At 74.0% G+C, this 20,912-nt stretch carries 16 protein-coding genes; 12 read left to right on the top strand and 4 right to left on the bottom strand.

The window, feature by feature from the left end; translation table 11 throughout:
• The 7 genes from AB0F71_RS34485 (at position 1) to AB0F71_RS34455 (ending at position 10,724) form a co-directional block, all read left to right on the top strand.
• Complete coding sequence (locus AB0F71_RS34485; RefSeq protein ID WP_360243260.1) at positions 1–4,158, top strand: hypothetical protein; 4,158 nt, start codon at positions 1–3, stop codon at positions 4,156–4,158.
• A gap of 180 nt (positions 4,159–4,338) precedes the next feature.
• Positions 4,339–4,764: a hypothetical protein gene (locus tag AB0F71_RS34480; protein WP_360243257.1), complete on the top strand. Its 426-nt coding sequence runs from the start codon at positions 4,339–4,341 to the stop codon at positions 4,762–4,764.
• Complete coding sequence (gene grpE / locus AB0F71_RS34475) at positions 4,761–5,558, top strand: nucleotide exchange factor GrpE (RefSeq protein ID WP_360243254.1); 798 nt, start codon at positions 4,761–4,763, stop codon at positions 5,556–5,558. The genes AB0F71_RS34480 and grpE overlap by 4 nt, the downstream gene beginning before the upstream one ends.
• Positions 5,559–5,589: 31 nt before the next feature.
• On the top strand, positions 5,590–8,205 hold the full coding sequence (locus AB0F71_RS34470; protein ID WP_360243251.1) for an Hsp70 family protein: 2,616 nt from the start codon (positions 5,590–5,592) through the stop codon (positions 8,203–8,205).
• Positions 8,202–8,621 carry a hypothetical protein gene (locus AB0F71_RS34465; RefSeq protein WP_360243248.1) on the top strand — a complete coding sequence of 140 codons (420 nt, stop codon included), beginning with the start codon at positions 8,202–8,204 and terminating at the stop codon, positions 8,619–8,621. The genes AB0F71_RS34470 and AB0F71_RS34465 overlap by 4 nt, the downstream gene beginning before the upstream one ends.
• Positions 8,622–8,713: 92 nt before the next feature.
• Complete coding sequence (locus tag AB0F71_RS34460; RefSeq protein ID WP_360243245.1) at positions 8,714–8,953, top strand: chaplin; 240 nt, start codon at positions 8,714–8,716, stop codon at positions 8,951–8,953.
• A 139-nt stretch (positions 8,954–9,092) separates the two neighbouring features.
• Positions 9,093–10,724, top strand: coding sequence for an AMP-binding protein (locus AB0F71_RS34455; protein WP_360243242.1), 1,632 nt, complete (start codon positions 9,093–9,095; stop codon positions 10,722–10,724).
• A 70-nt stretch (positions 10,725–10,794) separates the two neighbouring features.
• Here AB0F71_RS34455 and AB0F71_RS34450 read toward each other — a convergent pair whose 3' ends face one another.
• The 3 genes from AB0F71_RS34450 to AB0F71_RS34440 all read right to left on the bottom strand — a co-directional run bounded on the left by AB0F71_RS34450 (position 10,795) and on the right by AB0F71_RS34440 (position 12,232).
• The gene (locus tag AB0F71_RS34450; RefSeq protein WP_360243240.1) at positions 10,795–11,199 is read right to left on the bottom strand and encodes a YccF domain-containing protein; all 405 of its coding nucleotides are present in this window, start codon (positions 11,197–11,199) and stop codon (positions 10,795–10,797) included.
• Positions 11,200–11,365: 166 nt separating this feature from the next.
• Positions 11,366–11,974: a hypothetical protein gene (locus tag AB0F71_RS34445; RefSeq protein WP_360243237.1), complete on the bottom strand. Its 609-nt coding sequence runs from the start codon at positions 11,972–11,974 to the stop codon at positions 11,366–11,368.
• 111 nt (positions 11,975–12,085) lie between these two features.
• Positions 12,086–12,232 (bottom strand): hypothetical protein, encoded by a 147-nt coding sequence (locus AB0F71_RS34440; protein WP_360243234.1) that lies wholly within the window; start codon positions 12,230–12,232, stop codon positions 12,086–12,088.
• A 125-nt stretch (positions 12,233–12,357) separates the two neighbouring features.
• Between AB0F71_RS34440 and AB0F71_RS34435 the strand changes: the two genes are divergently transcribed.
• From AB0F71_RS34435 to AB0F71_RS34420, 4 genes are all read left to right on the top strand, one after another.
• Positions 12,358–12,762, top strand: coding sequence for a DUF6153 family protein (locus AB0F71_RS34435; protein ID WP_360243231.1), 405 nt, complete (start codon positions 12,358–12,360; stop codon positions 12,760–12,762).
• Between the two features lie 110 nt (positions 12,763–12,872).
• Complete coding sequence (locus tag AB0F71_RS34430) at positions 12,873–14,504, top strand: multicopper oxidase family protein (protein ID WP_360243228.1); 1,632 nt, start codon at positions 12,873–12,875, stop codon at positions 14,502–14,504.
• 294 nt (positions 14,505–14,798) lie between these two features.
• A complete protein-coding gene (locus tag AB0F71_RS34425; protein ID WP_360243225.1) occupies positions 14,799–16,754 on the top strand; it encodes an amino acid transporter in 1,956 nt (651 codons plus the stop codon).
• A 241-nt stretch (positions 16,755–16,995) separates the two neighbouring features.
• Positions 16,996–17,757 carry a class I SAM-dependent methyltransferase gene (locus AB0F71_RS34420; RefSeq protein ID WP_360243221.1) on the top strand — a complete coding sequence of 254 codons (762 nt, stop codon included), beginning with the start codon at positions 16,996–16,998 and terminating at the stop codon, positions 17,755–17,757.
• A gap of 205 nt (positions 17,758–17,962) precedes the next feature.
• Here the strand turns inward: AB0F71_RS34420 and AB0F71_RS34415 are convergent, their stop codons facing one another.
• Positions 17,963–18,646 carry a transglycosylase family protein gene (locus AB0F71_RS34415; protein WP_360243218.1) on the bottom strand — a complete coding sequence of 228 codons (684 nt, stop codon included), beginning with the start codon at positions 18,644–18,646 and terminating at the stop codon, positions 17,963–17,965.
• A 471-nt stretch (positions 18,647–19,117) separates the two neighbouring features.
• Here AB0F71_RS34415 and AB0F71_RS34410 point away from each other — a divergent pair, with 471 nt between their 5' ends.
• Positions 19,118–20,749: a metallophosphoesterase family protein gene (locus AB0F71_RS34410; protein WP_360243215.1), complete on the top strand. Its 1,632-nt coding sequence runs from the start codon at positions 19,118–19,120 to the stop codon at positions 20,747–20,749.
• The last annotated feature ends 163 nt before the right edge of the window (positions 20,750–20,912 follow it).

The following is a 20,912-nucleotide window of genomic DNA, read 5'->3' as shown; positions in this document are numbered from 1 at the left end:
ATGCTGCAACTTGCGGTGCTGCTGATCGTGGTGGCACTGGCCGGGGCGGCCGCCGTCGTGCTCGCCCGCAGGCGAACCACCCTGGACCAGGCCGGAGTTGCCAAGGCCCTGGCCGCGGCCGCCGGACAACTCGCCGCCGGGAAGGCCCCGCAGGCCCGCCGCCGCTACGCCCGGCTCGCCCGCCGACTCGCCACCGGACCCGCCGAACTGCGCACCCAGCGCGGCCTCGCCCTGCTCGGCCAGGCCGAGGCCACCATCCCCACCGGCGACCAGCAGGCCACCCTCGCCCTGTTCCGCGAGGCCTTCCCGCTGCTCACCGACCCGGCCCGGCAACTGCCCCGGTGGAGCCTGCGCCGGCTCGCCGAGGAGCGGACGCAGGCCCCGGACGGCGAGCTCGGCCCGGTCCTCGCCTACCTCCGGGCCGCCGCCACCGGCACCGAACCCGGCGAGGACACCGACACCGCCGCCCGCACCGCGCAGTGGCTCCAGCGTCTCTGCCGCGAGGGCAGCCCCGAGCAGCGCGACCACGCCACCGACCAGGCCCTCGCCGCCCTGCCCGGCCAGGACTGGCCGGTCCTCGCCCGGGCCGCCCTGCTGAACGCCACCGGCCGCACCGAGCAGGCCGAACCGCTGCTCGCCGCCACGGCCCCCGGCGGCAGCGCCGAACTCTGGTTCCGCTGGGGCGCCCAGCTGTTCACCGCGCACCGGGACGAACCCGCCGTCGCCGCCTTCGACGAGGCCCTGCGCCGAGGCCCCGGCGACCCCGGCCCCTGGGGCCGCGGCCCGCTCCTGCGCACCGACAGCCTGCTCTTCCGCGGCCTCGCCCGGCAGCGGCTCGGCGACACCGACGCCGCCTGGGCCGACCTCGCGGCCGCCACCACCGAGACCCCCGGCGACCCGCGCCCGCGCTACGCCCTCGGCCGGCTCGCCCTGCTGCTCGGCGCCGACGACCAGGCCCGGGAGCAGTTCACCGCCGCACTCACCGTCCAACCCTCCTTCGCCCCCGCCCGGTTCGGCCTCGCCCTGGTCCACGAACGGGCCCAGCGGCACGCCGAGGCCGCCGCCGACTACCGCACCGGCCTCGGCCTCGCCCCCGACTGGCGCCCCGCCAGGATCCGGCTCGGCGCCGCCCTGACCGCCGCCGACCGGGCCGCCGAGGCCGAGCCGCTGCTGCGCGCCGAGGCCGACACCGAACCCGACTCCCGCTGGAGCCGGATCGCCGCCTACCACCACGGCCTCGCCCTCGCCCGCACCGGCGACCCGGCCGCCGCCCTCGCCCGCTGGGAACCCCTGGACGACCCCGAACTGCACGTCCGCCAGGCCCTGGCCCGCGACCGGCTCGCCCGCACCCGGCTGGCCACCGACCCGGCCGCCGCCCGCGAGCTGTGGCAACGGGCCGCCGCCGAACACCCCGGCGCCCCCGGCTACCGGTCCGCGCTGCGCGAGGCCGCCCTGCGCGAGGCCGCCCACCTGCTGGTCACCGGCCGCGACAGCGCCGCGACCCGGGAGGCCGCCACCGCCGCGCTCGCCCTGGCCGACACCCTGCCCGGGGCGCTCACCCACCGGCAGTCCCGGCTGCGCGCCGCGCTCGCCCTCGCCGAGGGCGCCACCGAGCGGGTCACCGCGCTGCTCGACCCCACCGCCGGGCTCCGCGACCGCTACCACCTGGCCGCCGCCGCCCTGCTGGCGGGCCGTCCGGTGCAGACCATCGCCCTGCTCGGCCCGCTCGACCCCGACCCGGCCGGCGACCCGGCGCTCGCCCGGCTGCGCGCCCTGCTCGCCGAACGGGCGGGCAACTGGGCCGCCGCGCTGGACTGGTACCGGCACTTCCTGACCGCCCCCGCGGGCGTCCCCGCCGCTGGTCCCGGCGCCGACCCGGTCGGCGACTGCGCGGCCTGCGCCCGCCCCGCCACCGGTGCCTGCGGCGGCTGCGGCCGGGAGGCCTGCGCCGAGCACCTGCACGCCCCGGCCGGATCCGGCTCGCCCCGCTGCACCCACTGCACCGGCCCCGCCCTGCGCGCCGTCCTGGACTGCGCCCGCCGGGCCGGCACCCCCGAACAGGCCGAACCCGTCCTGGCCGCCTGGGCCGAGGCGCTCGGCGACGCCGCCGACGCCGCGCCCGTACAGCTCGACCTCGCCCTGCTGCGGGCCGAACTCGGCCGCCTCGACGAGGCCCTGGCCGACCTGCCGGAGGAGGCCGGCGCGGCCCGGGCCGCCGTTCTGGTCCGCCGGGCCGGCGCCGCCCTCACCGCCGAGCAGCCCGGCCGGGCGGCCGGCGACCTGCGCCGGGCCCTCGCCCTCGCGCCCGGCCACCCGCAGGCGGCCGCCGCGCTGGTGCTGCTCGGCGAGCACGAGGCCCACCAGCACGCCGTCGAGGGCCGCCACGGCGAGGCCTACCGGGCCTACCGCGCGCTGCTGCTCGACGACCCGGCCCACCCCCGGCTGCTGCACGCCCTCGGGCTGGCCGGCTACCGCTTCGCGGCCTCCACCCGGCCGACGGCGGAAGCAGCCCCCGCCGAGGCTGCTGACGAGGCCGCCGACGAGCAGGTCTGGGCCTGGACGCTCGGCTGCCTGGTCGCCGCCCTGCACCGCGAGGAACTCTGGGCCGAGACCGCCCGGATCACCGGCCGCGAGGCCGACCCCCAGCGGACCGCCGCCGCCCGCACCGCGCTCACCGACCGCCTCCGCGAGGACCTGCGCGCCCTCGACCGGGCCGCCGGCCGCAGCGGCGACGAGACCACCGCGTGGACGCTGCGCCTGGGCATGGAGTCCCACGCCGCGGACGCCTTCGCCCAGGAGGACGTCCGAATATCCCTGCCCGGCCGCCCCGCCCGCCGGCTGGTCCTCGGCCCCGGCCTGGACCGGCTGCTCCGCGCCGAGCTGCCCGGCTGGGGCGAGGCCTACCAGCAGGCCGTCGGCGCCTGGCGGCGCGGCCCCGGGGCCACCTCCGGGCCCGCGCTCGGCCGCGCCCTCAGCCTGTTCGGCGCGCTCGGCCCGCAGCAGTACCTGCACCTCCAGGGCCGTCAGGCGGCCGCCGTCGCCGCGCTGGACGCGGTTCCCGAGGGCGAGCGCGGCGCCGCCTGGCAGTCGCTGCTCGGCGCGGCCCTGGTCAGCCAGGCCCGGGAGCACCACCGCAACCAGGACTGGCGGGAGGCGCTCGACTGCCTCACCCGGGCCCGGACCGTCCCCGACCTGGTGCTGCCCGCCGACGTGGCCCGGGTCGCCGCCGAGTCCGGGGTCCGGGCCGCCCGCGCCCTGTTGAAGACCAGCGTGGACGACCAGGAGGGCGCAGCCGGACTGCTGGAGAAGGCCCTCGCGCTGGCCCCGGACGACCCGGAGGTGCGCGGCGACCTCGGCGCGACCTACGCCCAGTGGGCCCGCAAGATCAACAACGAGGAGAAGGACTACCTGCGCGCCCTGGAACTGCTGGCCAAGAGCGCCGAGCTCGCCCCCGGCGACCCGACCGCCCGGCACTTCCTCCGCGCCGCCCTCGGCAACCGGGCCGGTGAGCTCAGCCGGGTGGACGCCTCCGACGCGGAACTCGAGGAGGCCGTCGGCACGTGGAGGCGGCTGATCGAGCTTGACGACGACCCCGAGAACCGCCGGGGCCTCGCCTTCGTGCTGCGCCAGCTGGCCCGCTCCGCCGCCTTCGCCGACGACAGCGCCCGCGCCCTCGGCCGGATGCTGGAGGCGCTGGTCTGGGACCCGGACTGGGAGGGCGACGCCGGGCGCGAGGCGGGCCGCCGGATCTCGGTGCTGCTCGCCAACCACGTCATCGACCACATGCAGAACAGCACCTTCCAGGCCCAGGCCGCGATGCTCCAGAAGGCCAGGTCCTACGACGACTCGCCCGACATCCGCGGGCTGATGGTCAGCGTCTGGCGCGGCCGGGCGATCTCGTTCTACGAGGAGCGCCTCTACGTCGAGGCGATCAACCTGCTGCGCGAGGCGCTCGAACTCGCCGCCTCGCCGGAGGACACCGCCAAGCTCAAGAGCGAACTCGGCATCGTCCTCAGCTCGTTCGCCGTCGCCCGGGCCAATGCCGGCAACCACCTGGAGGCCCAGGGGGCGATGGAAATGGCCCTCCAGCACAATCCCCACGACCGCGAACTGCGCGCCCTGGCGGACCGGATCAACAAGCTCGGCCGCCGCTACTGACCGAACCGGCAACCGTCGGGCGGCCGGCGCCGTCGTAGCCCGTACACCCGTACACCCGTACACCCGTTCGCCGCCGCCGTCCCGGCCACCGTCCGCACCAGCCACCGACCCCCGTCGCCCAGTCCGCCACTCCGCAACCCCCCTTCCCCGTCCGGACCGTGAGGAGAGAGACCGCCCGTCATGCCACTGCACGAACCGTCGCCGTACGAGGTCCTGGGCATCCCGCCCACGGCCGGGGTGCGCGAGATCAACCTCTCGGTCGGGAAGGCGCTCAAGGCGGGCCGGTACAACCGCCAGCAGATCCAGGACGCCGCGGCCCTGCTGCGCAACCCGGACCGACGCCTGGAGGTGGACCTCCAACAGCCGCTCCCGCCCGAACCGGTCGACCAGGCCGCCGAGTTGCTCGCCCCCGCGCTCGCCGAGCCGCTGCTGGTGATCGAGCGCCCCGGCCTCCCGCCCGCCGCGGACCTGCTCGCCCTGCACCGGGCCGAGGCCGCCGCTGACTTCGCCGAGCCCGCCCCCGGCGGCGCCGACCCCGAACCGCCCGTCCCCGCCCGCTACGCGGCCGACCTGTCCGTGCTGCCCCAGATCGAGGTCCCAGAATGACCGACGCACCGACCGCACCGACCGCACCGACTGTGCCGGCCGGGCCGACCGCAGCCCTGCTCGACGGCCACCGGCCGTTGGAGGTTCCGCCGGGTGCGGAGGCCGTCGACCTGGAGGCCAAGTTCACCCAACTGCTGTTCCGCTCCTCGCTGCTGGGCAACAAGCTGACCGAGCAGAAGCAGCAGGCCCGGGCCGAGCAGCGGGAACTGCTGGGCGTCCTGGTCGAGGTGGACGACGCGCTGGCCGCCCTCGGGCTGGACCGCGAGCTGGTGGCGCTCGGGCGCGGTGCCGGGTTGGAGGCGACCCGCCGGCGGCTGCTCGGCCGGCTCGCCAAGGCCGGGGTGCGGCCGATGCGGCTGGAGGGGCTGGCGGCGGACCCGGCGCTGACCGAGATCGTCGGCACCGAGGTGCGGCCGGGGGTGGCGCCGGAGACGGTGCTGCAGACGGTGGTGACCGGGTTCTTCTGGGAGCAGGAGGTGCTGCGCCGGGCCCAAGTGGTCGTCGCCGCACCGGAGTCGGCGCCGGGGACGGGGCCGGTCGAGGATCCGCGGATCGTGGCGCTCAAGCTTGAGGAGCCCGAGGAGCCCGAGGAGCCCGAGGAGCCCGAGATCGTCGAGCCGGCGGCCGTCGCGGCGGAGCCCGTCGCAACCGACTCCGTCGAGCCCGGTGAACCCGTCCAGCCCGGCGACCCCGTCGAGCCCGGCGAGGCCCCGGCCAGGCCGGTTCCGCCCCGGGCCCGTCGGCACGCCAGGGCGACGGGCCGGCCGGCCAAGCGCGCCAAGCGCAAGAAGTAGCCAGGACCACGAGGGGCAAGAGGGGAACGACATGTACCGCACACTCGGCATCGACCTGGGCACCACCAACTCCGTGGTGGCCCACCTGCGCCGGGGCGCGCCGGAGATCATCTTCAACCGGCAGAACCAGGAGGCCACGCCCTCCGTGGTCGGCAGCGGCCGCAAGGGCGAGCTGCTGGTCGGTTCGACCGCGCGCAGCCGGATCGCCATCGACGGCGCCAACGTGATTCGCTCGGTCAAGCGCTTCATGGGCCGCAAGTTCAAGGACCCGCAGGTCCAGGCGGCGCTCAAGGAGGTCGACTACAAGGTCACCGCGGGCACCGACGGCGACGTCAACGTCTGGTTCAACGGCCGCTCCTACACCCCGATCGAGATCTCCGCGATCATCCTGCACCGGCTCAAGCAGGACGCCGAGCAGCGCCTCGGAGAGCCCTTCCACCGGGCGGTGATCACCGTCCCCGCGTACTTCGGCGAGCGGCAGGTGGCCGCCACCCAGGAGGCGGGCCGGATGGCCGGCCTGCACGTGCTGCGGATCATCAATGAGCCGACCGCCGCCGCGCTCGCGTACGGCCTGGCGAGCGACGCCGGGGACGAGGGCCGCACCGTCCTGGTGTACGACCTCGGCGGCGGCACCTTCGACATCTCCATCCTGCTGCTGGTGCCCGGTTCGGTCTCGGTGCTCGGCATCGAGGGCGACAACCTGCTGGGCGGCGACGACTTCGACCGGGCGATCACCACCGCGCTGCTGGAGGACATCCGCGAGGAGTACGGCTCCGACTACCAGCCGGACCTCCGGGACCGCCCGAAGATCGCCTCCACGGCCGAGACGGTCAAGATCGAGCTGTCCAACCAGCAGTCCTCCGAGGTGATCCTGCCCGGCCTGGGCGCCGGACAGCTGGTGCTGGAGACGGAGTTCGAGCGCGCCCGCTTCGAGGAGCTGATCGAGGCCCAGATCGAGCGGACCATCGAGCTGACCCACAAGGCGATCATGCAGGCCAACCTGACCGTCGGGGACATCGACGAGGTGGTACTGGTCGGCGGTTCGACGGCGATCCCGCTGGTCGAGCGGCGCCTCGGCGAGGTGTTCGGCACCCGCCGGATCAAGCGCGGCGTCAACCCGATGCAGTGCGTGGCGCTCGGCGCGGCCGTGCAGTCCGCCCTGGTCGGCGAGGTGGAGTGCCCGGAGTGCCGGGCCCCCGGGGACCTCTCGGCCTCCAACTGCGCCAACTGCGCGACCTCCCTGCTCGGCGGCGACCGGGTCTCCTGCCCGACCTGCCACATCCCGGTCGAGGCCGGGGCGTCGGCCTGCCCCAAGTGCGCCCAGGAGATGGATGGTTCGGCCGCCGGTGGTTCAGCCGGGTCCGGTACGGCCGGGTCCGGCTCGGCCGGCTCCGGCGCGACGATCCCGCAGCAGTCCCAGGCCACCACCGTGCTGCGCGCCGACAACTGCCCGCAGTGCGGCACCCCGGCCGCCCCCGGCGTCACCGCCTGCGAACTGTGCGGTGAGCCGCTCAACTCGGCCGCCCCGGGCCACACCAAGGTGTCCTCCACCGCCGCCGAGGACGTCGGCCTGCGCTGCGCCTCCTGCGCCACCGTCAACCCACCGGGCAGCGAAGTCTGTTCGGGCTGCGGCGAGTTGATGCAGGTCACCAACCCGTTCGACATCACCCCGAAGAACCTCGGCATCGAGCTCAACGACGGCCGGCTGGCCGTCATGATCCCCAAGAACACCAGCTACCCGACCAGTTCGCCGGTCAGCCGGGAGTTCGTGGTCTCCGGCAGCGGCCGCCAGCGCCTGGAGATCGCCGTCTACGAGGGCGAGCACGAGATCGCCCAGCAGAACGAGCTGATCGGCCACCTCACCCTCCGGCTGCCCGAGGGCCTCGGCGGCCGCACCCCGGTGGAGGTCTCCTTCGGCCTGGACCGCGATCGCACCATCACCCTGTCGGTGCGGATCCAGGGCGGCGCCGAGAAGACCGTCAAGCTGGAGCGGGTCACCCTCGACCCCGAGTTGAAGGTGCAGGTCGAGGAGCAGCAACGGCAGATCGAGTCCTTCACCGACCGCTGGGGCGGCGAGCTCACCGAGGCCGAGATGCGCGAGGCGCAGCGGCTGATGGACGCCCTGGACGACCTGGCGGCCGGGCAGACCCGCGGCCAGTCGGTGGACGAGGCGCTGGAGCGGGCGCAGCGTCAGCTCAAGGCGCAGCGCTGGGTGCGCGGCTCGGAGGCCTACCTGAGCCTGTTCATCCACTACTGCGAGAAGCACCTGGACCCGAGCGACCTGGACCGGCTGCGCTCGGTGGCCGCCGAGCTGCGGCTGCGCCGGGAGGCGGCCGACTGGGAGGGCGCGATGCGCGCGGCCCAGAAGGCGGACGAGCTGTGCGACTCGCTCGGCCACACCTTCCGGATGCTCACCATGTGCAACGTCTACGTCAACCAGAACATGGTCTCGCCGGCCCTCGGGCAGCGGATCATGGCGGAGCTGCGCGGCCTGGACGAGGCGGTGGAGGCGCCCAACATGGAGGCGGTCAACACGCACATGTCGAACCTGCTGGCGCTGTACGCGCAGGCGCAGCGGGAGCTGGGCAGCGAGCCGGCCGCCGAGTCGCTCGGCCCGGTGCGCCCGGAGGAGGCCGGTCCGCGATGACCACTCCTGAGGTGTCCGAGGCGGCTGACGCGGCTGACGTGCCCGGCGTGCCCGAGGTACCCGGCGTACGCGACGTGCCCGGCGTGCCCGGCGTGCCCGACGCGCTGGAGGTCCGCTGCCCGCTGTGCAAGGTCCCCGCGGACCGGCGGTCGCTGGCCTGCCCGTCCTGCCGGGAGGACCTGGGCGTGCTGTTCCGCCTGCGTTACGCCGGTCGGATCGACTACAACCGGGCCCTGGCGGCGCTGGGGGCGGGGGAGGAGGCGCTCGCGCTCGGCCTGCTGCACCGCGCACTGGAGGCCGAACCGGGGCTGGAACCGGCCCGGGAGCTGCTGGGATCACTGAGCGTGTCCGTGGTCGGCGGGCCGGGCGCGGAGCGGCGGGAGGGCCGGCGGGAGGCCGACACGCCCTCTGAGTGACCAATTCGGACGCTTCCGGCCTGCCGTCGAGTTCGATCGGTGCGAGTGTGATCGTCACACGGAGTTCTGCCACCCTCTCAAGGAGTGACGCAATGCGTATTCGCACCACCCTCGCCGCCACCGCGCTCGCCGCGGTGGCCGTCCTCGCCGGTGCCGGCACCGCCGCCGCCGGCGGCGCGACCGCGAACGGTGTCGCCTTCGGTTCGCCCGGTGTGCTCTCCGGCAACCAGATCCAGATCCCGATCAACCTCGAGGCCAACATCTGCGGCAACTCGATCGGCATCATCAGCGTCCTCAACCCGGCGTTCGGCAACACCTGCATCAACGCCTGACCCGCGCGCCGGGGCCGTCCGTCGAATCCGACGGGCGGCCCCGGCGCCGTGCCGGTACCCCCGTTCGGGGGTGGCGGCGCGGGTGCGGGACCGCCAACATGGTCCCCTGTCCCGCACCGCCGCACCCAGGAGCCCGCCCGTGCCGACACCGCCCGCCCAGCGCAGCTACGCCTCCGGGACCTCGGACGTCCCGCTGCTCGGCGACACCATCGGCGAGAACCTCGACCGCGCGGTGCGCGCCTTCCCCGACCGCGACGCCCTGGTCGACCGCCCCACCGGCCGCCGCTGGACGTACGCCCAACTCGCCGCCGACGTCGACGCGCTGGCCCTCGGCCTGCTGGAGCTCGGCATCGCCAAGGGCGACCGGGTCGGCATCTGGGCCCCCAACTGCGCGGAGTGGATGCTCACCCAGTACGCCACCGCCAAGCTCGGCGCGGTCCTGGTCACCGTCAACCCCGCCTACCGGGCGCACGAGTTGGAGTACGTGCTGAACCAGGCCGGGATCCGGCTGCTGGTCGCCGCCGAGCGCTTCAAGACCTCGGACTACGCCGGGATGATCGGCGAAGTCCGGCCCCGCTGCGCCGCGTTGGAGCGGGTCCTGTTGCTCGGCAGCCCCGCCTGGGACGAGCTGCTGGCCTCCGGCCGCGCCGCCGACCCGGCCCCGCTGGCCGCCCGGCAGGACGAGCTGGCCCCCGACGACCCGATCAACATCCAGTACACCTCGGGCACCACCGGCTTCCCCAAGGGCGCCACCCTCTCGCACCACAACATCCTCAACAACGGTTACTTCGTGGGCGAGTTGCTCGACTACACCGAGCAGGACCGGATCTGCGTCCCGGTGCCCTTCTACCACTGCTTCGGCATGGTCATGGGCAACCTGGCGGCCACCTCGCACGGCGCCTGCGTGGTCATCCCGGCCCCCTCCTTCGAGCCCGGAGCCACCCTGGCCGCCGTCGCCGCCGAGCGCTGCACCTCGCTGTACGGCGTGCCGACCATGTTCATCGCCGAACTCGCCGACCCGGACTTCGCCCGCTACGACCTGGGCAGCCTGCGCACCGGCATCATGGCCGGCTCGCCCTGCCCGGCCGAGGTGATGAAGGAGGTCATCGAGCGGATGGGCATGGCGGAGGTATCCATCTGCTACGGCATGACCGAGACCTCGCCGGTCTCCACCCAGACCCGCACCGACGACCCGGTCGAGCGCCGGGTCTCCACCGTCGGCCGGGTCGGCCCCCACCTGGAGGTCAAGGTCGTCGACCCGGCCACCGGCCGTACCGTCCCGCGCGGCGAGCCCGGCGAGCTGTGCACCCGCGGCTACTCCGTCATGCTCGGCTACTGGGACGAGCCCGAGCGCACCGCCGAGGCCGTGGACGCGGCCCGCTGGATGCACACCGGGGACCTCGCGGTGATGGACGCCGACGGCTACCTCGCCATCACCGGCCGGATCAAGGACATGGTCATCCGCGGCGGGGAGAACCTCTACCCGCGCGAGATCGAGGAGTTCCTCTACACCCACCCCGACGTCCTCGACGTCCAGGTGATCGGCGTCCCCGACCCCAAGTACGGCGAGGAGCTGATGGCCTGGATCCGGATGCGCGAGGGCGCCGAGCCGCTCACCGCCGAGGCCGTGGCCGCCTACTGCGCCGGGCGGCTGGCCCACTTCAAGGTCCCGCGCTACGTGCACGTGGTCGACGAGTTCCCGATGACCGTCACCGGCAAGATCCGCAAGGTCGAGATGCGAGAAAAGGCGCTCCGCATCCTCGGCCTCTGACCCCCGGGAACGCCCGCGGCCCGCCCCCCAGCTCGGGGACGGGCCGCAGGCGTCGGCGCTCGGGGGCGGCTCAGTAGCGGGTGCCCCAGGGCTCGTCGGTGGAGACGATCTCGCGGCCGAGCGGCATCAGCGAGATCGGGATCATCTTGAGGTTGGCCCAGCCGAAGGGGATCCCGATGATCGACAGGAACAGCGGGATGCTGGTGATGAGGTGCCCGAGAGCCAGCCACCAGCCGGCGAAGACCAGCCAGATCACGTTGCCGACGCAGGACGCGGCCCCGGCGTCCGGCCGCTCGACGGTGGTCCGCCCGAACGGCCACAGTATGAAGCCGGCGATCCGGAACGAGGCGATGCCGAACGGGATGGTCACGATCAGCACGCAGCAGATGATTCCGGCCACGACGTACCCGATGGCCATCCAGATGCCGCAGAAGAGCAGCCAGATGACGTTGAGGACGAAATTGATGGGCTTCATGCGCGTTACCTTCTCACGCTCGACGGACTGACTGCCACGACCTGCCATGCCCTCTGGCGTGCGCGTTCACTCCCTTAGGGGGCGTTCTTCGGGGGTGCGTCGGGGGCTCCGGAACAGGATGGTCACGGGGCCGTCCCGGTTCGGTGCGTACCGAGCTGACTGGTGCTCAGTGCGCGTCGCGGCAGGCACCGGTGGGAGTGCAGAGGGTGAGGGTGAGCGGGCGGCCGGTCGGGGGGATCCGGTAGTGGTAGGCGGCGAAGGTGACGAGGTCGCCGGCGCCGAGGTCGAGGGTGCGGCGCCGGACGGGGCTGACCAGGTGGTCCGGGTCGCCGGAGACCGTGATCTCGTCCAACTGGCCGCGGTAGGCCGTGACGGCGTAGGAGTCGACGCCCGCCGTGGTGTCGGCGGGCATCGGGGTGCGGGGGAGGAGGTCGGCGACGGCGGCGAACCAGACGGTGGTGGGCGTCACGCCCGCGTGGTTGATGACGGCGTAGCAGACGTCGAGGTTGTCCGGCAGCCAGAGGGCCACGGCCCGGGTCTGCCCGTCGGTGTCGAGGACCACCATGGTCGCCAGGGTCGGCTTCGGGCACTTCGGCGGCAGGTTGAGCCCGCCCACGAGGTCCGCGATCCACTGGGCGGAGGGCAGGGCGGCCTCGGGGAGCGGCACCGGGTGGCGGAAGGTGCCGGGGTCGAGGGCCGGGTCGCAGGCGGTGGCCGGGCCGAGCGCCGTCACCAGTGCCAGCGTCGAACAGAGCGCCCCGAGGCGGCGTCTCATCGTGTCCCCTCCCCCTCCCGGTACGACGGGTGGGCCCCAGGATGCGCCCGGCCGCGGGCGGCGGCAAGGCTCCGGGCCGCCCGGAACCGGGTGGGTTCGGGCTCGGGTGGGTCAGGCCGGGCGGGGCAGGTAGGCCGGGCCGTGGGCGCCGGGCTCGGCGAGCTTGGGGACAGTGAGGCGGGTGACCGGGGTCAGGGTGTCGAGGTCGACGACGTCCACGGTGGAGGAGGCGACGGTGTTCGAAAACCAGTGCCGCATGCTAACGGATTCCGTACGAAGGAAATCGATGGATCTACGGAGGGGGTGCGGCGGTGTCCCAGCCGCCCGTTCGGATACCCTGCGGGGGTAAGCGGACAGGTGCGGGGCGGACGGGAGGCGGGGCCATGGCGCAGCAGCGGTCGTCCGGCGCCCCGCTGCCCGGGGTGCTGCGGCTGGTGCTGCTCGGGGCGCTGCTGCTCGGCATCGTGACGATGCACACGCTCGGGCATCCGAGCGGTGGCCACGGGGGCCACGGGGGCCACGATGTCCAGGTGATGGCGGCGCACCAGCCGGTGGGGGAGCGGGCGACCGCGGATCCCGCGGCAGCCGACGGGATGGACCCGATGGCGGTCTGTCTGGCCGTGCTGGCCGGCTGGACGCTGGTGCTGCTGGTCGTCGGTCCGCTGCTGCGCCGTAGCGGTGACGCCGCCGCCGAGGTGCGGGCCCGGCTGTTGCGGGCCGTGCGGGCGCTGCCGCCGCCCGGGGGTGGGCGGATCCTCCTCAGCAGACTTTCGGTGCTGCGTCAGTAGGCGCGCGCCGGTCGTCCCGTGCCCGCAGGCACCTCTGCGTGCCCGCGCACGGAACGGCTGACGCGCTGTCCTGTACGTCCACACCACCCTTGTACGAGGTGCACTCCGTCATGCGCACAACCACCCGTCGTACCGTCCTCGGCGCCGCGCTCGCCGCCGCCGGGAGCGGCCTGATCGCCGCCTGCTCCTCCGGGTCCTCCGACCCGATGAAGGGCATGGACCACTCCTCCATGAACCGCGCCGAGCCGGGCGGCCCCGCCGGCTTCGTCGCCCCGAACGGCCCCGAGGTCGCCGCCGCCGAGGCGCGGCGCAAGCCCGGTCCTGAGCGCAAGGTCGCGCTCACCGCCACCGAGACCACCCTCGACCTGGGCGGACGCACCGTCCGCAGCTGGGCCTACGGCGACCGCCTGCCCGGCCAGGAGGTGCGCGCCACCGTCGGCGACACCCTCGCCCTCACCCTCGCCAACCACCTGCCGCAGCCCACCTCGCTGCACTGGCACGGCCTGGCGCTGCGCAACGACATGGACGGCGTGCCGGGCCTGACCCAGAACGCGGTCCGGGCGGGGGCCTCCTTCGACTACCGCTTCGCCCTCTCCCGCCCCGGCACCTACTGGTTCCACCCGCACTCCGGCGTCCAGCAGGACCGCGGCCTGTACGCCCCGCTGATCGTCGAGGACCCGAAGGAGCCGCTGCGCTACGACAAGGAGTGGGTCGTCGTCCTGGACGACTGGGTGGACGGGGTCGACGGCAGCACCCCGGACGCCGTCCTCGCCGAACTCGCCACGGGCATGGGCGACATGGGCGACGCAGGAGCCATGGGCGGCACGGGCGGCACGGGCGGTATGGACCACTCGGGGCACAGCATGCCGGGCACGGCCCCGGGCGCCGGGAGCACCCCCACCGGAGCCACCGGCCCGTCCCGGATGCTGATGGGCGCCGCCAGCCCGCTGCTCGGTGGTGACGCGGGCGACGTCGCCCACCCCTTCCACCTGGTCAACGGCCGTCTGGCGACCGCCCCCGAGACCTTCACCGCCAAGCCCGGCGACCGGATCCGGATCCGGTTGATCAACGCGGGCGGCGACACCGCCTACCGGGTCGCCCTCGGCGGCCACGAGCTGACCGTCACCCACACCGACGGCTTCCCCGTCGAACCGGCCACCACCCAGGCCCTGCTGCTCGGCATGGGCGAGCGCTACGACGTGCTGGTCACCGCCAAGGACGGCGCCTTCCCGCTGACCGCCCTGGCCGAGGGCAAGAACGCCGCCGCGCTGGCCGTGCTGCGCACCGGCGGCGGCGCCGCGCCGGACGCCTCGACCCGCCCCGCCGAACTGGACGGCCGGCTGCTGACCGCCGGGCAGCTGAAGGCCGACCCGGGTGTCCGACTGCCGGACCGCGCGCCGGACCGCACGGTGGCGCTGGAGCTCACCGGCGGCATGGCGAAGGCCGACTGGGCGTTCAACGGCCGCAAGTACGACCCGGCGCAGCGCCACCCGGTCGCGGCCGGGGAGCGGGTGCGGCTGGAGTTCCGCAACAGCACCGCCATGTGGCACCCCGTCCACCTGCACGGACACAGCTTCGCGCTGGGCGCCGGCGGCCCGCGCAAGGACACCGCGATCGTGCTGCCGGGCACGACCCTGGCCGTGGACTTCGACGCCGACAACCCGGGCCTGTGGATGGTGCACTGCCACAACGTGTACCACGCGGAGACCGGCATGATGACGGTTCTCGGTTACCGCGCGTAACCCCGTCCGGTCCGTGAGACGCCGGGGCGGGGTGCTCCACCGCCCCGCCCCGGCGCCGACCCCGGACCGCCGGGCCACGCGTGCCGACCTGCGAAGCCATGACGTTTTCTTAACGCGGGCCGATGACGCCTCCTTAACGGCCGTCGCATAGCCTGGCGCACTGCCGTCGCCCGACGGCGCTTTACGGGGTCTTTAAACAAGAGGTGCAAGGTGGTTTCGTCGGGTTCGACGGAGACGACGACGGAGGCTCCGTCGTCGGCGCGAATACGGCTCCGCAGTTGGCTCCTGGAGGACATGTCGCCGGAGAAGGCCGCCAAGGACGCCGCCGCGAAGGCGCAGCAGGACGCCGCCGAGGCGCAGCCGGACGGCGCGGAGCCGGGGGACTCCGCCGCCGAGGCCGGTCACGCTGCGCACACGGGCCAGCCGTGGTGGCGCGTGATGTGCCTGACCGGTCTGGACTACTTCTCGACGCTCGGCTACCAGCCGGGCATCGCCGCGCTCGCGGCCGGACTGTTGTCGCCGATCGCCACGATCGTGCTGGTGCTGGTCACCCTGCTGGGCGCGCTGCCGGTCTACCGGCGGGTGGCCCAGGAGAGCCCGCGCGGTGAGGGCTCGATCGCGATGCTGGAGCGGCTGCTGTCGTTCTGGAAGGGCAAGCTGTTCGTCCTCGCACTGCTCGGCTTCGCGGCGACGGACTTCATCATCACGATCACCCTCTCCGCCGCCGACGCCAGCGCCCACCTGGTCGAGAACCCGCACCTGACCGGTGCCCTCGGCGGCAAGCAGATGCTGATCACGCTGATCCTGGTCGCCCTGCTCGGTGCCGTCTTCCTCAAGGGTTTCAGCGAGGCGATCGGCCTGGCCGTGGGGCTGGTCGGGGTCTACCTGGCGCTCAACGTGGTGGTCGTGGCGGTCGGCATCTGGAAGATCATCCAGGCGCCGCACGTGGTCACCGACTGGTCCAACGCGCTCACCACCCAGCACGGCAACATCTTCGTGATGATCGGCGTCGCGCTCGTCGTCTTCCCGAAGCTCGCGCTCGGCATGTCCGGCTTCGAGACCGGCGTCGCCGTGATGCCGCACATCAAGGGCGACGCGGGCGACACCGAGGCGAACCCGGTCGGCCGGATCCGCGGCACCCGCAAGCTGCTCACCACCGCCGCCGTGATCATGAGCACCTTCCTGATCGCGACCAGCTTCATCTGCACCCTGCTCATCCCGGCCAAGGAGTTCGAGAGCGGCGGCCAGGCCAACGGCCGCGCCCTGGCCTTCCTGGCGCACGAGTACCTGGGCGGCGCCTTCGGCAGCGTCTACGACCTGTCGACCATCGCCATCCTGTGGTTCGCCGGCGCGTCCGCCATGGCGGGCATGCTCAACCTGCTGCCCCGCTACCTGCCGCGCTACGGCATGGCCCCGCACTGGGCCCGCGCCGTGCGCCCGATGGTGATCGTGCTGACCATCGTCGGCTTCCTGATCACCTGGCTGTTCGACGCCAACGTCGACGCCCAGGGCGGCGCCTACGCCACCGGCGTACTGGTCCTGATCAGCTCGGCGGCCATCGCCGTCACCATCGCGGCCTACAAGAAGCGCCAGCGCGGCTGGACCATCGCCTTCGGGATCATCGCCGCGGTGTTCCTGTACACCACCGTGGTGAACACCATGGAGCGCCCGGACGGTGTCAAGATCGGTGCCTGCTTCATCGCCGGCATCATCCTGGTGTCGCTGCTCTCCCGCCTCAAGCGCGCCTTCGAGCTGCGCGTCACGGACGTGCTGCTGGACGAGACGGCCGAGCGGTTCATCCGCGACTACGCCCACCGCCCGCTGCGCCTGATCGCCAACGAGCCGACCAACCGGGACGTCGCCGAGTACCGCGACAAGATCCGGCAGATCCGCGCCGACAACGACATCCCCGGCGAGGACGACCTGGTCTTCGTCGAGGTGACCGTCCGGGACGCCTCGGACTTCGAGTCCGAGCTGACCGTCCACGGCGAGGTGCTGCACAACCGGTACCGGGTGCTCACCCTGGAGAGCTCCAGCATCCCGAACGCGATCGCCGCCCTGGCGCTCACCGTGCGGGACCGTACCGGGCAGCGGCCGCACCTGTACTTCGAGTGGACCGAGGGGCACCCCTTCGCCCAGTTCCTGCGCTTCATCCTGTTCGGTCAGGGCGAGGTCGCGCCGGTCACCCGCGAGGTGCTGCGCGAGGCGGAGCCGGACCGGACGAAGCGTCCGCGGGTCCACGTCGGCTGACGCCCGCCTGCCGCGCCACGGGCTGCCTGCCGCGCCACGGCTCGCCCGTAGCGTCCCGGCCCGTCCGTAGCGCCCCGGCCCGTCCGGTCCACCAGGACCGGGCGGGCCGTCGGCGTTCCGGTGCGGCGGTGCCGCTGCCGTTCTGCGGTTCCGTGGGCCCCTCTAGAGTGCGGTCGGACCAACTGACCGACTGAACACCTGACCAACGGACCATCGGATCGCGAGAAGGGGCCCGGCCCGCATGAGCACCGCACCCGAGCACTACGACCGTCTCCTCGCCGCCCACTACACCTGGATGCTGGGCGGCGACATCCCCGCCCTCGCCGAGGCACAGGCCGAACTGTTGGCCGGGCTCGGGGTCGAGCCCGGGGCCGCCGGCCGCACCGCCGTGGACCTCGGCGCCGGCCCCGGCACCCAGACCCTGGCGCTGGCCGCCCTCGGCTTCGACCCCGTCCTCGCCGTGGACACCAGCGCCCCGCTGCTCGCCGAACTGCGCGAGTCCGCCGACAAGGCCGGGTACGCCGGGGCCGTCCGCACCGTCGAGGCCGACCTGCGCGGCGCGCTGCCGCGGCACACCGGGCCGGGCTCGGTGGCGGCCGTGCTCTGCATGGGCGACACCCTCACCCACCTGCCCACCCGCGCCGACGTCGCGGCGCTGCTGCGCGACGCCGCCGCCGCACTCGCCCCGGGCGGACGGCTGGTGCTGTCCTTCCGCGACCTCACCCGCCCGCTGACCGGCACGGACCGCTTCCTGCCGGTGCGCGCCACCGCGGACCGGATCATGACCTGCTTCCTGGAGTACCCGGACGAGGAGACCGCCCTGGTCCACGACCTGATCCACACCCGCGCCGGCGAGGGCTGGACCCAGCAGGTCAGCAGCTATCCCAAGTTGCGGCTGGCCACCGGATGGGTGGCGGGGCAGGTGCGCGCGGCGGGCCTGGAGGTCAGCCACGACGAGACGGGCGCGCGCGGGCTGCACGTGCTGGCGGCCGTCCGGCCGTAGCGTTTCCGGCGGTCCGGCGATCCGTCGACCAGGTGAACTGGTCGACGGATCGAGGGCGTTGACCGCTGGGCGCACTGCTACGCCGCTGGTGACGACGCCGCTGGTGACGACGCCGCTGGTGACGACGCCGCTGGTGACGACGCCACTGTGACGGCGCCGCCCACGCCGGGGCGCGGCGTGGGCGGCGGGTGTTCTCGCAGACGGTTCAGGAGGGGAGTCGCAGGACCAGCCCGGGCTGGATGAGGTCCGGGTCCTCGCCGACGGTTTCGCGGTTGAGCGCGTACAGCGCGGGCCAGCCGCCGGGGACGTGCAGGGTGGCGGCGAGCTGGTCCAGGGTGTCGTCCTCGCGGACGGTCCACCGGCCGTCCCCGGCCGTGCCCGGGGCGGGCGGCGGCAGGACGGCGTCGCGCCCGTGGTCGCGGGTGGCCTGGGCGGCCTCCTCGTCGCGGGTCCGGTCGCGGTCGCGGTCGCGGTTTCGGTCCGGGGCGGCGGTCCCGTGGGCGTGGCCGCCAAGGGCGCGGGAGCCGCAGACCGGCCAGGGGGAGAGGCCGCGCCGCTCCGCCAGGTGCTGGGCCACCTTCACCTGCTGCTCGCGGCTGGCGAGGTCGGCGCGCGGGGCGAAGGCCAGGCCGCCGTTCTCCCGCCAGGTCGACTGGTCGAACTGGAGGCCGCCGAAGTAGCCGTTGCCGCTGTTGATGTGCCAGTTGCCGCTGCTCTCGCAGTCCGCCACCCGCTCCCAGTCGTACCGGCCGCTGTCCGACCTCCCGCCGGGGTCGGTCCCGGTGTCGCCGCCTGGCGGTGCGGCGTGGGCCGCGGGGGCGGTGAGGGCCACGGCGAGGGCGCAGAGCGCGGTGGGGACGAGGCGGCGGAGGCGGGCGGTGGAAGGCATGGGCGGCTCTCAGGTCCGGGGACAGGGCGTGCACCGTCCGGAGGCGGCGCGTTCCAACCCAGGCACGCCGGATGGGGCGTGCCACCGCCGACACGTCCGAGAGGTCACCCGCCCGGCCGTCCCGCACCACCCCCGTGGCCCGCGGCCATCCGGCCGTACCCCCGGTCGGCAGCCGGTTCCCGGAGTGCCCGGGACGCCACTTCGACGAAGGGGGGCGGACGGACGATGACGGTCGATCAGGGCAGCGCGCGGGCCGGGCGGGGAGTGACCGGCGGAGCGGGGCTGTAGGCGCTGCGGGACGGGTGGCCGCCGCGCCGCCGGACGGGCTGGACACGGGCTGGTCCCGTACGCCGGTCCACTGGTGTGGACCAGCGTTCAACTTCCGTTCGCCGTACGCACGATCGATCGTGGTGCGACCGTGTGTTTGGACTGCGAGCCTCCTCGGCGATTCTCGGAGCCCAGGAGGCGGCAGTGGCACATCCCCCGGCACATCCTTCGGCACATCCCCCGGCACAACCCTCGCGCAGAACGCTCCTCCGGACGGGTACGGCGGCCGGCGCGCTCGTCGCGCTGCCCGCGTCCACCCTGCTGTGGACCCAGCCGGCCGTCGCCGGCACCCCCGGACCGGAGCAGATCCACCTCCAGTGGGGCAACGAGCCCTCCCGCGAGATGACCGTGTCCTGGGCGACCGGCGCCTCCGTGAAGCGCCCCCGGGTGCGGATCGGCACCCCGCGCGGCGGCGCCGGCCGCAGCGTCGACGCGAGCAGCCGCAGCTACGTCGACGGCCTCAACAAGGTCGAGACCTTCACCCACCACGCCCGCCTCGACGGGCTGCGCCCCGACACCACCTACGTGTACGAGGTGGTGCACGACGGCGCCGAGCCCGTCCGCGGCACCTTCCGCACCGCCCCCGCCCGCGGACGCGCCGCCTTCCGCTTCACCAGCTTCGGCGACCTCGGCACCGGCGACAACGTGTTCGCGAAGTCCTCCATCCACGGTGCCGCGGCCGTCCGGCAGGTCGAACAGTTCAACCCGCTGTTCCACCTGCTCAACGGCGACCTCGCCTACGCCAACAACAACCCGCAGCGCCAGCCGCAGGCGTGGAACGCGTTCATGAACAACCTGTCCAAGTCCGCCGCCAACCGCCCCTGGATGCCCGCCCCCGGCAACCACGAGGTCGAGGCGGGCGGCGGCGACCTCGGGTACGCCTCCTACCTCACCCGCTTCGAGCTGCCCGACAACGGCAACCGCGACCACTGCGGCAACTGGTACAGCTTCCAGGTCGGTTCGGTGCTGTTCGTCAGCCTGGACGGCAACGAGATCGCCGTCGAGGACGACGCCAGCATCGACCCGGCCACCGGGCAGTCCATCTACATCAGCGGCTACAGCGAGGGCGCCCAACTCCGCTGGCTGGAACGGGTCCTGGCGCGCGCCCGGCGCGGCAGCGCGGTCGACTGGATCGTCGTCAACCTGCACCAGTTCGCGATGTCCTCCTCCGCCGCCAGCCACGGCGGCGACATGGGGATCCGGGAGAACCTGCTGCCGCTGCTCGACCGCTACTCCGTCGACCTCGTGCTGGCCGGCCACGACCACGACTACGAGCGCACCCACCCCGTCCGCGGCACCGAGCCGGGCGGGCTGCTCACCCCGGCCGTCGTCGACGACGACCTGCGCCGGATCGACACCTCCGAGGGCACCGTCCACCTCATCCTGGGCGGCGGCGGCACCGCCGGCCACGACGACGTCTACCTGCCCGCCGACGCGGACGGCGTCCGCCAGGCCAGCGTCCGCACCCAGCGGCTCACCTTCAAGGCCGACCCGGACGCCAAGGAGAAGGCCCACTGGTCGGCCGTCACCGACCCGGACACCCAGTACCCGTACGGCGTCGCCGTCTTCGACGTCGACCCGGGCCGGTACCCCGGCGACCGCACCACCATCACCGTCTCCTACTACCACTCGGTGCCCGCCACCGCCGCCAACCCGTTCCCCACGCCCGTCCTGTACGACCGCTTCACCCTCTACCGCGACCGCAGCGACGGCTGGGGCGACGACGGCCAGGACGAGGACGAGGACAGGAACGCGCGGGTGGCCGCCGGCCGCTGACAGATCGTCCGGCACGGGCGAAGCGGCGACCACACCGTGCGAACCCCTGCGCAGGAAGTCGGCCGGACGACTCTGCTGGCGAAGTATTTGATCTAGGTCAGGCTCAGGCTGCCGTTGCGATGCCGTGTTGGGTGCAGAGTGCGTGGATGCGGGTGGGACGGCG

It is taken from the genome of Kitasatospora sp. NPDC028055, from assembly GCF_040637885.1.
Taxonomy (GTDB): Bacteria; Actinomycetota; Actinomycetes; order Streptomycetales; family Streptomycetaceae; genus Kitasatospora.
This window is presented reverse-complemented; position numbering and strand designations above follow the sequence as displayed.

Bases quoted from the DNA above. Each gene is read 5' to 3' on its own strand.
- AB0F71_RS34485 (WP_360243260.1), top strand. From the start codon at position 1: ATGCTGCAACTTGCGGTGCTGCTGATCGTGGTGGCACTGGCCGGGGCG.
- AB0F71_RS34430 (WP_360243228.1), top strand. From the start codon at position 12,873: ATGCGCACAACCACCCGTCGTACCGTCCTCGGCGCCGCGCTCGCCGCC.
- grpE (WP_360243254.1), top strand. From the start codon at position 4,761: ATGACCGACGCACCGACCGCACCGACCGCACCGACTGTGCCGGCCGGG.
- AB0F71_RS34450 (WP_360243240.1), bottom strand. From the start codon at position 11,199: ATGAAGCCCATCAATTTCGTCCTCAACGTCATCTGGCTGCTCTTCTGC.
- AB0F71_RS34470 (WP_360243251.1), top strand. From the start codon at position 5,590: ATGTACCGCACACTCGGCATCGACCTGGGCACCACCAACTCCGTGGTG.
- AB0F71_RS34465 (WP_360243248.1), top strand. From the start codon at position 8,202: ATGACCACTCCTGAGGTGTCCGAGGCGGCTGACGCGGCTGACGTGCCC.
- AB0F71_RS34425 (WP_360243225.1), top strand. From the start codon at position 14,799: ATGTCGCCGGAGAAGGCCGCCAAGGACGCCGCCGCGAAGGCGCAGCAG.
- AB0F71_RS34435 (WP_360243231.1), top strand. From the start codon at position 12,358: ATGGCGCAGCAGCGGTCGTCCGGCGCCCCGCTGCCCGGGGTGCTGCGG.
- AB0F71_RS34480 (WP_360243257.1), top strand. From the start codon at position 4,339: ATGCCACTGCACGAACCGTCGCCGTACGAGGTCCTGGGCATCCCGCCC.
- AB0F71_RS34415 (WP_360243218.1), bottom strand. From the start codon at position 18,646: ATGCCTTCCACCGCCCGCCTCCGCCGCCTCGTCCCCACCGCGCTCTGC.
- AB0F71_RS34420 (WP_360243221.1), top strand. From the start codon at position 16,996: ATGAGCACCGCACCCGAGCACTACGACCGTCTCCTCGCCGCCCACTAC.
- AB0F71_RS34460 (WP_360243245.1), top strand. From the start codon at position 8,714: ATGCGTATTCGCACCACCCTCGCCGCCACCGCGCTCGCCGCGGTGGCC.
- AB0F71_RS34445 (WP_360243237.1), bottom strand. From the start codon at position 11,974: ATGAGACGCCGCCTCGGGGCGCTCTGTTCGACGCTGGCACTGGTGACG.
- AB0F71_RS34440 (WP_360243234.1), bottom strand. From the start codon at position 12,232: ATGCGGCACTGGTTTTCGAACACCGTCGCCTCCTCCACCGTGGACGTC.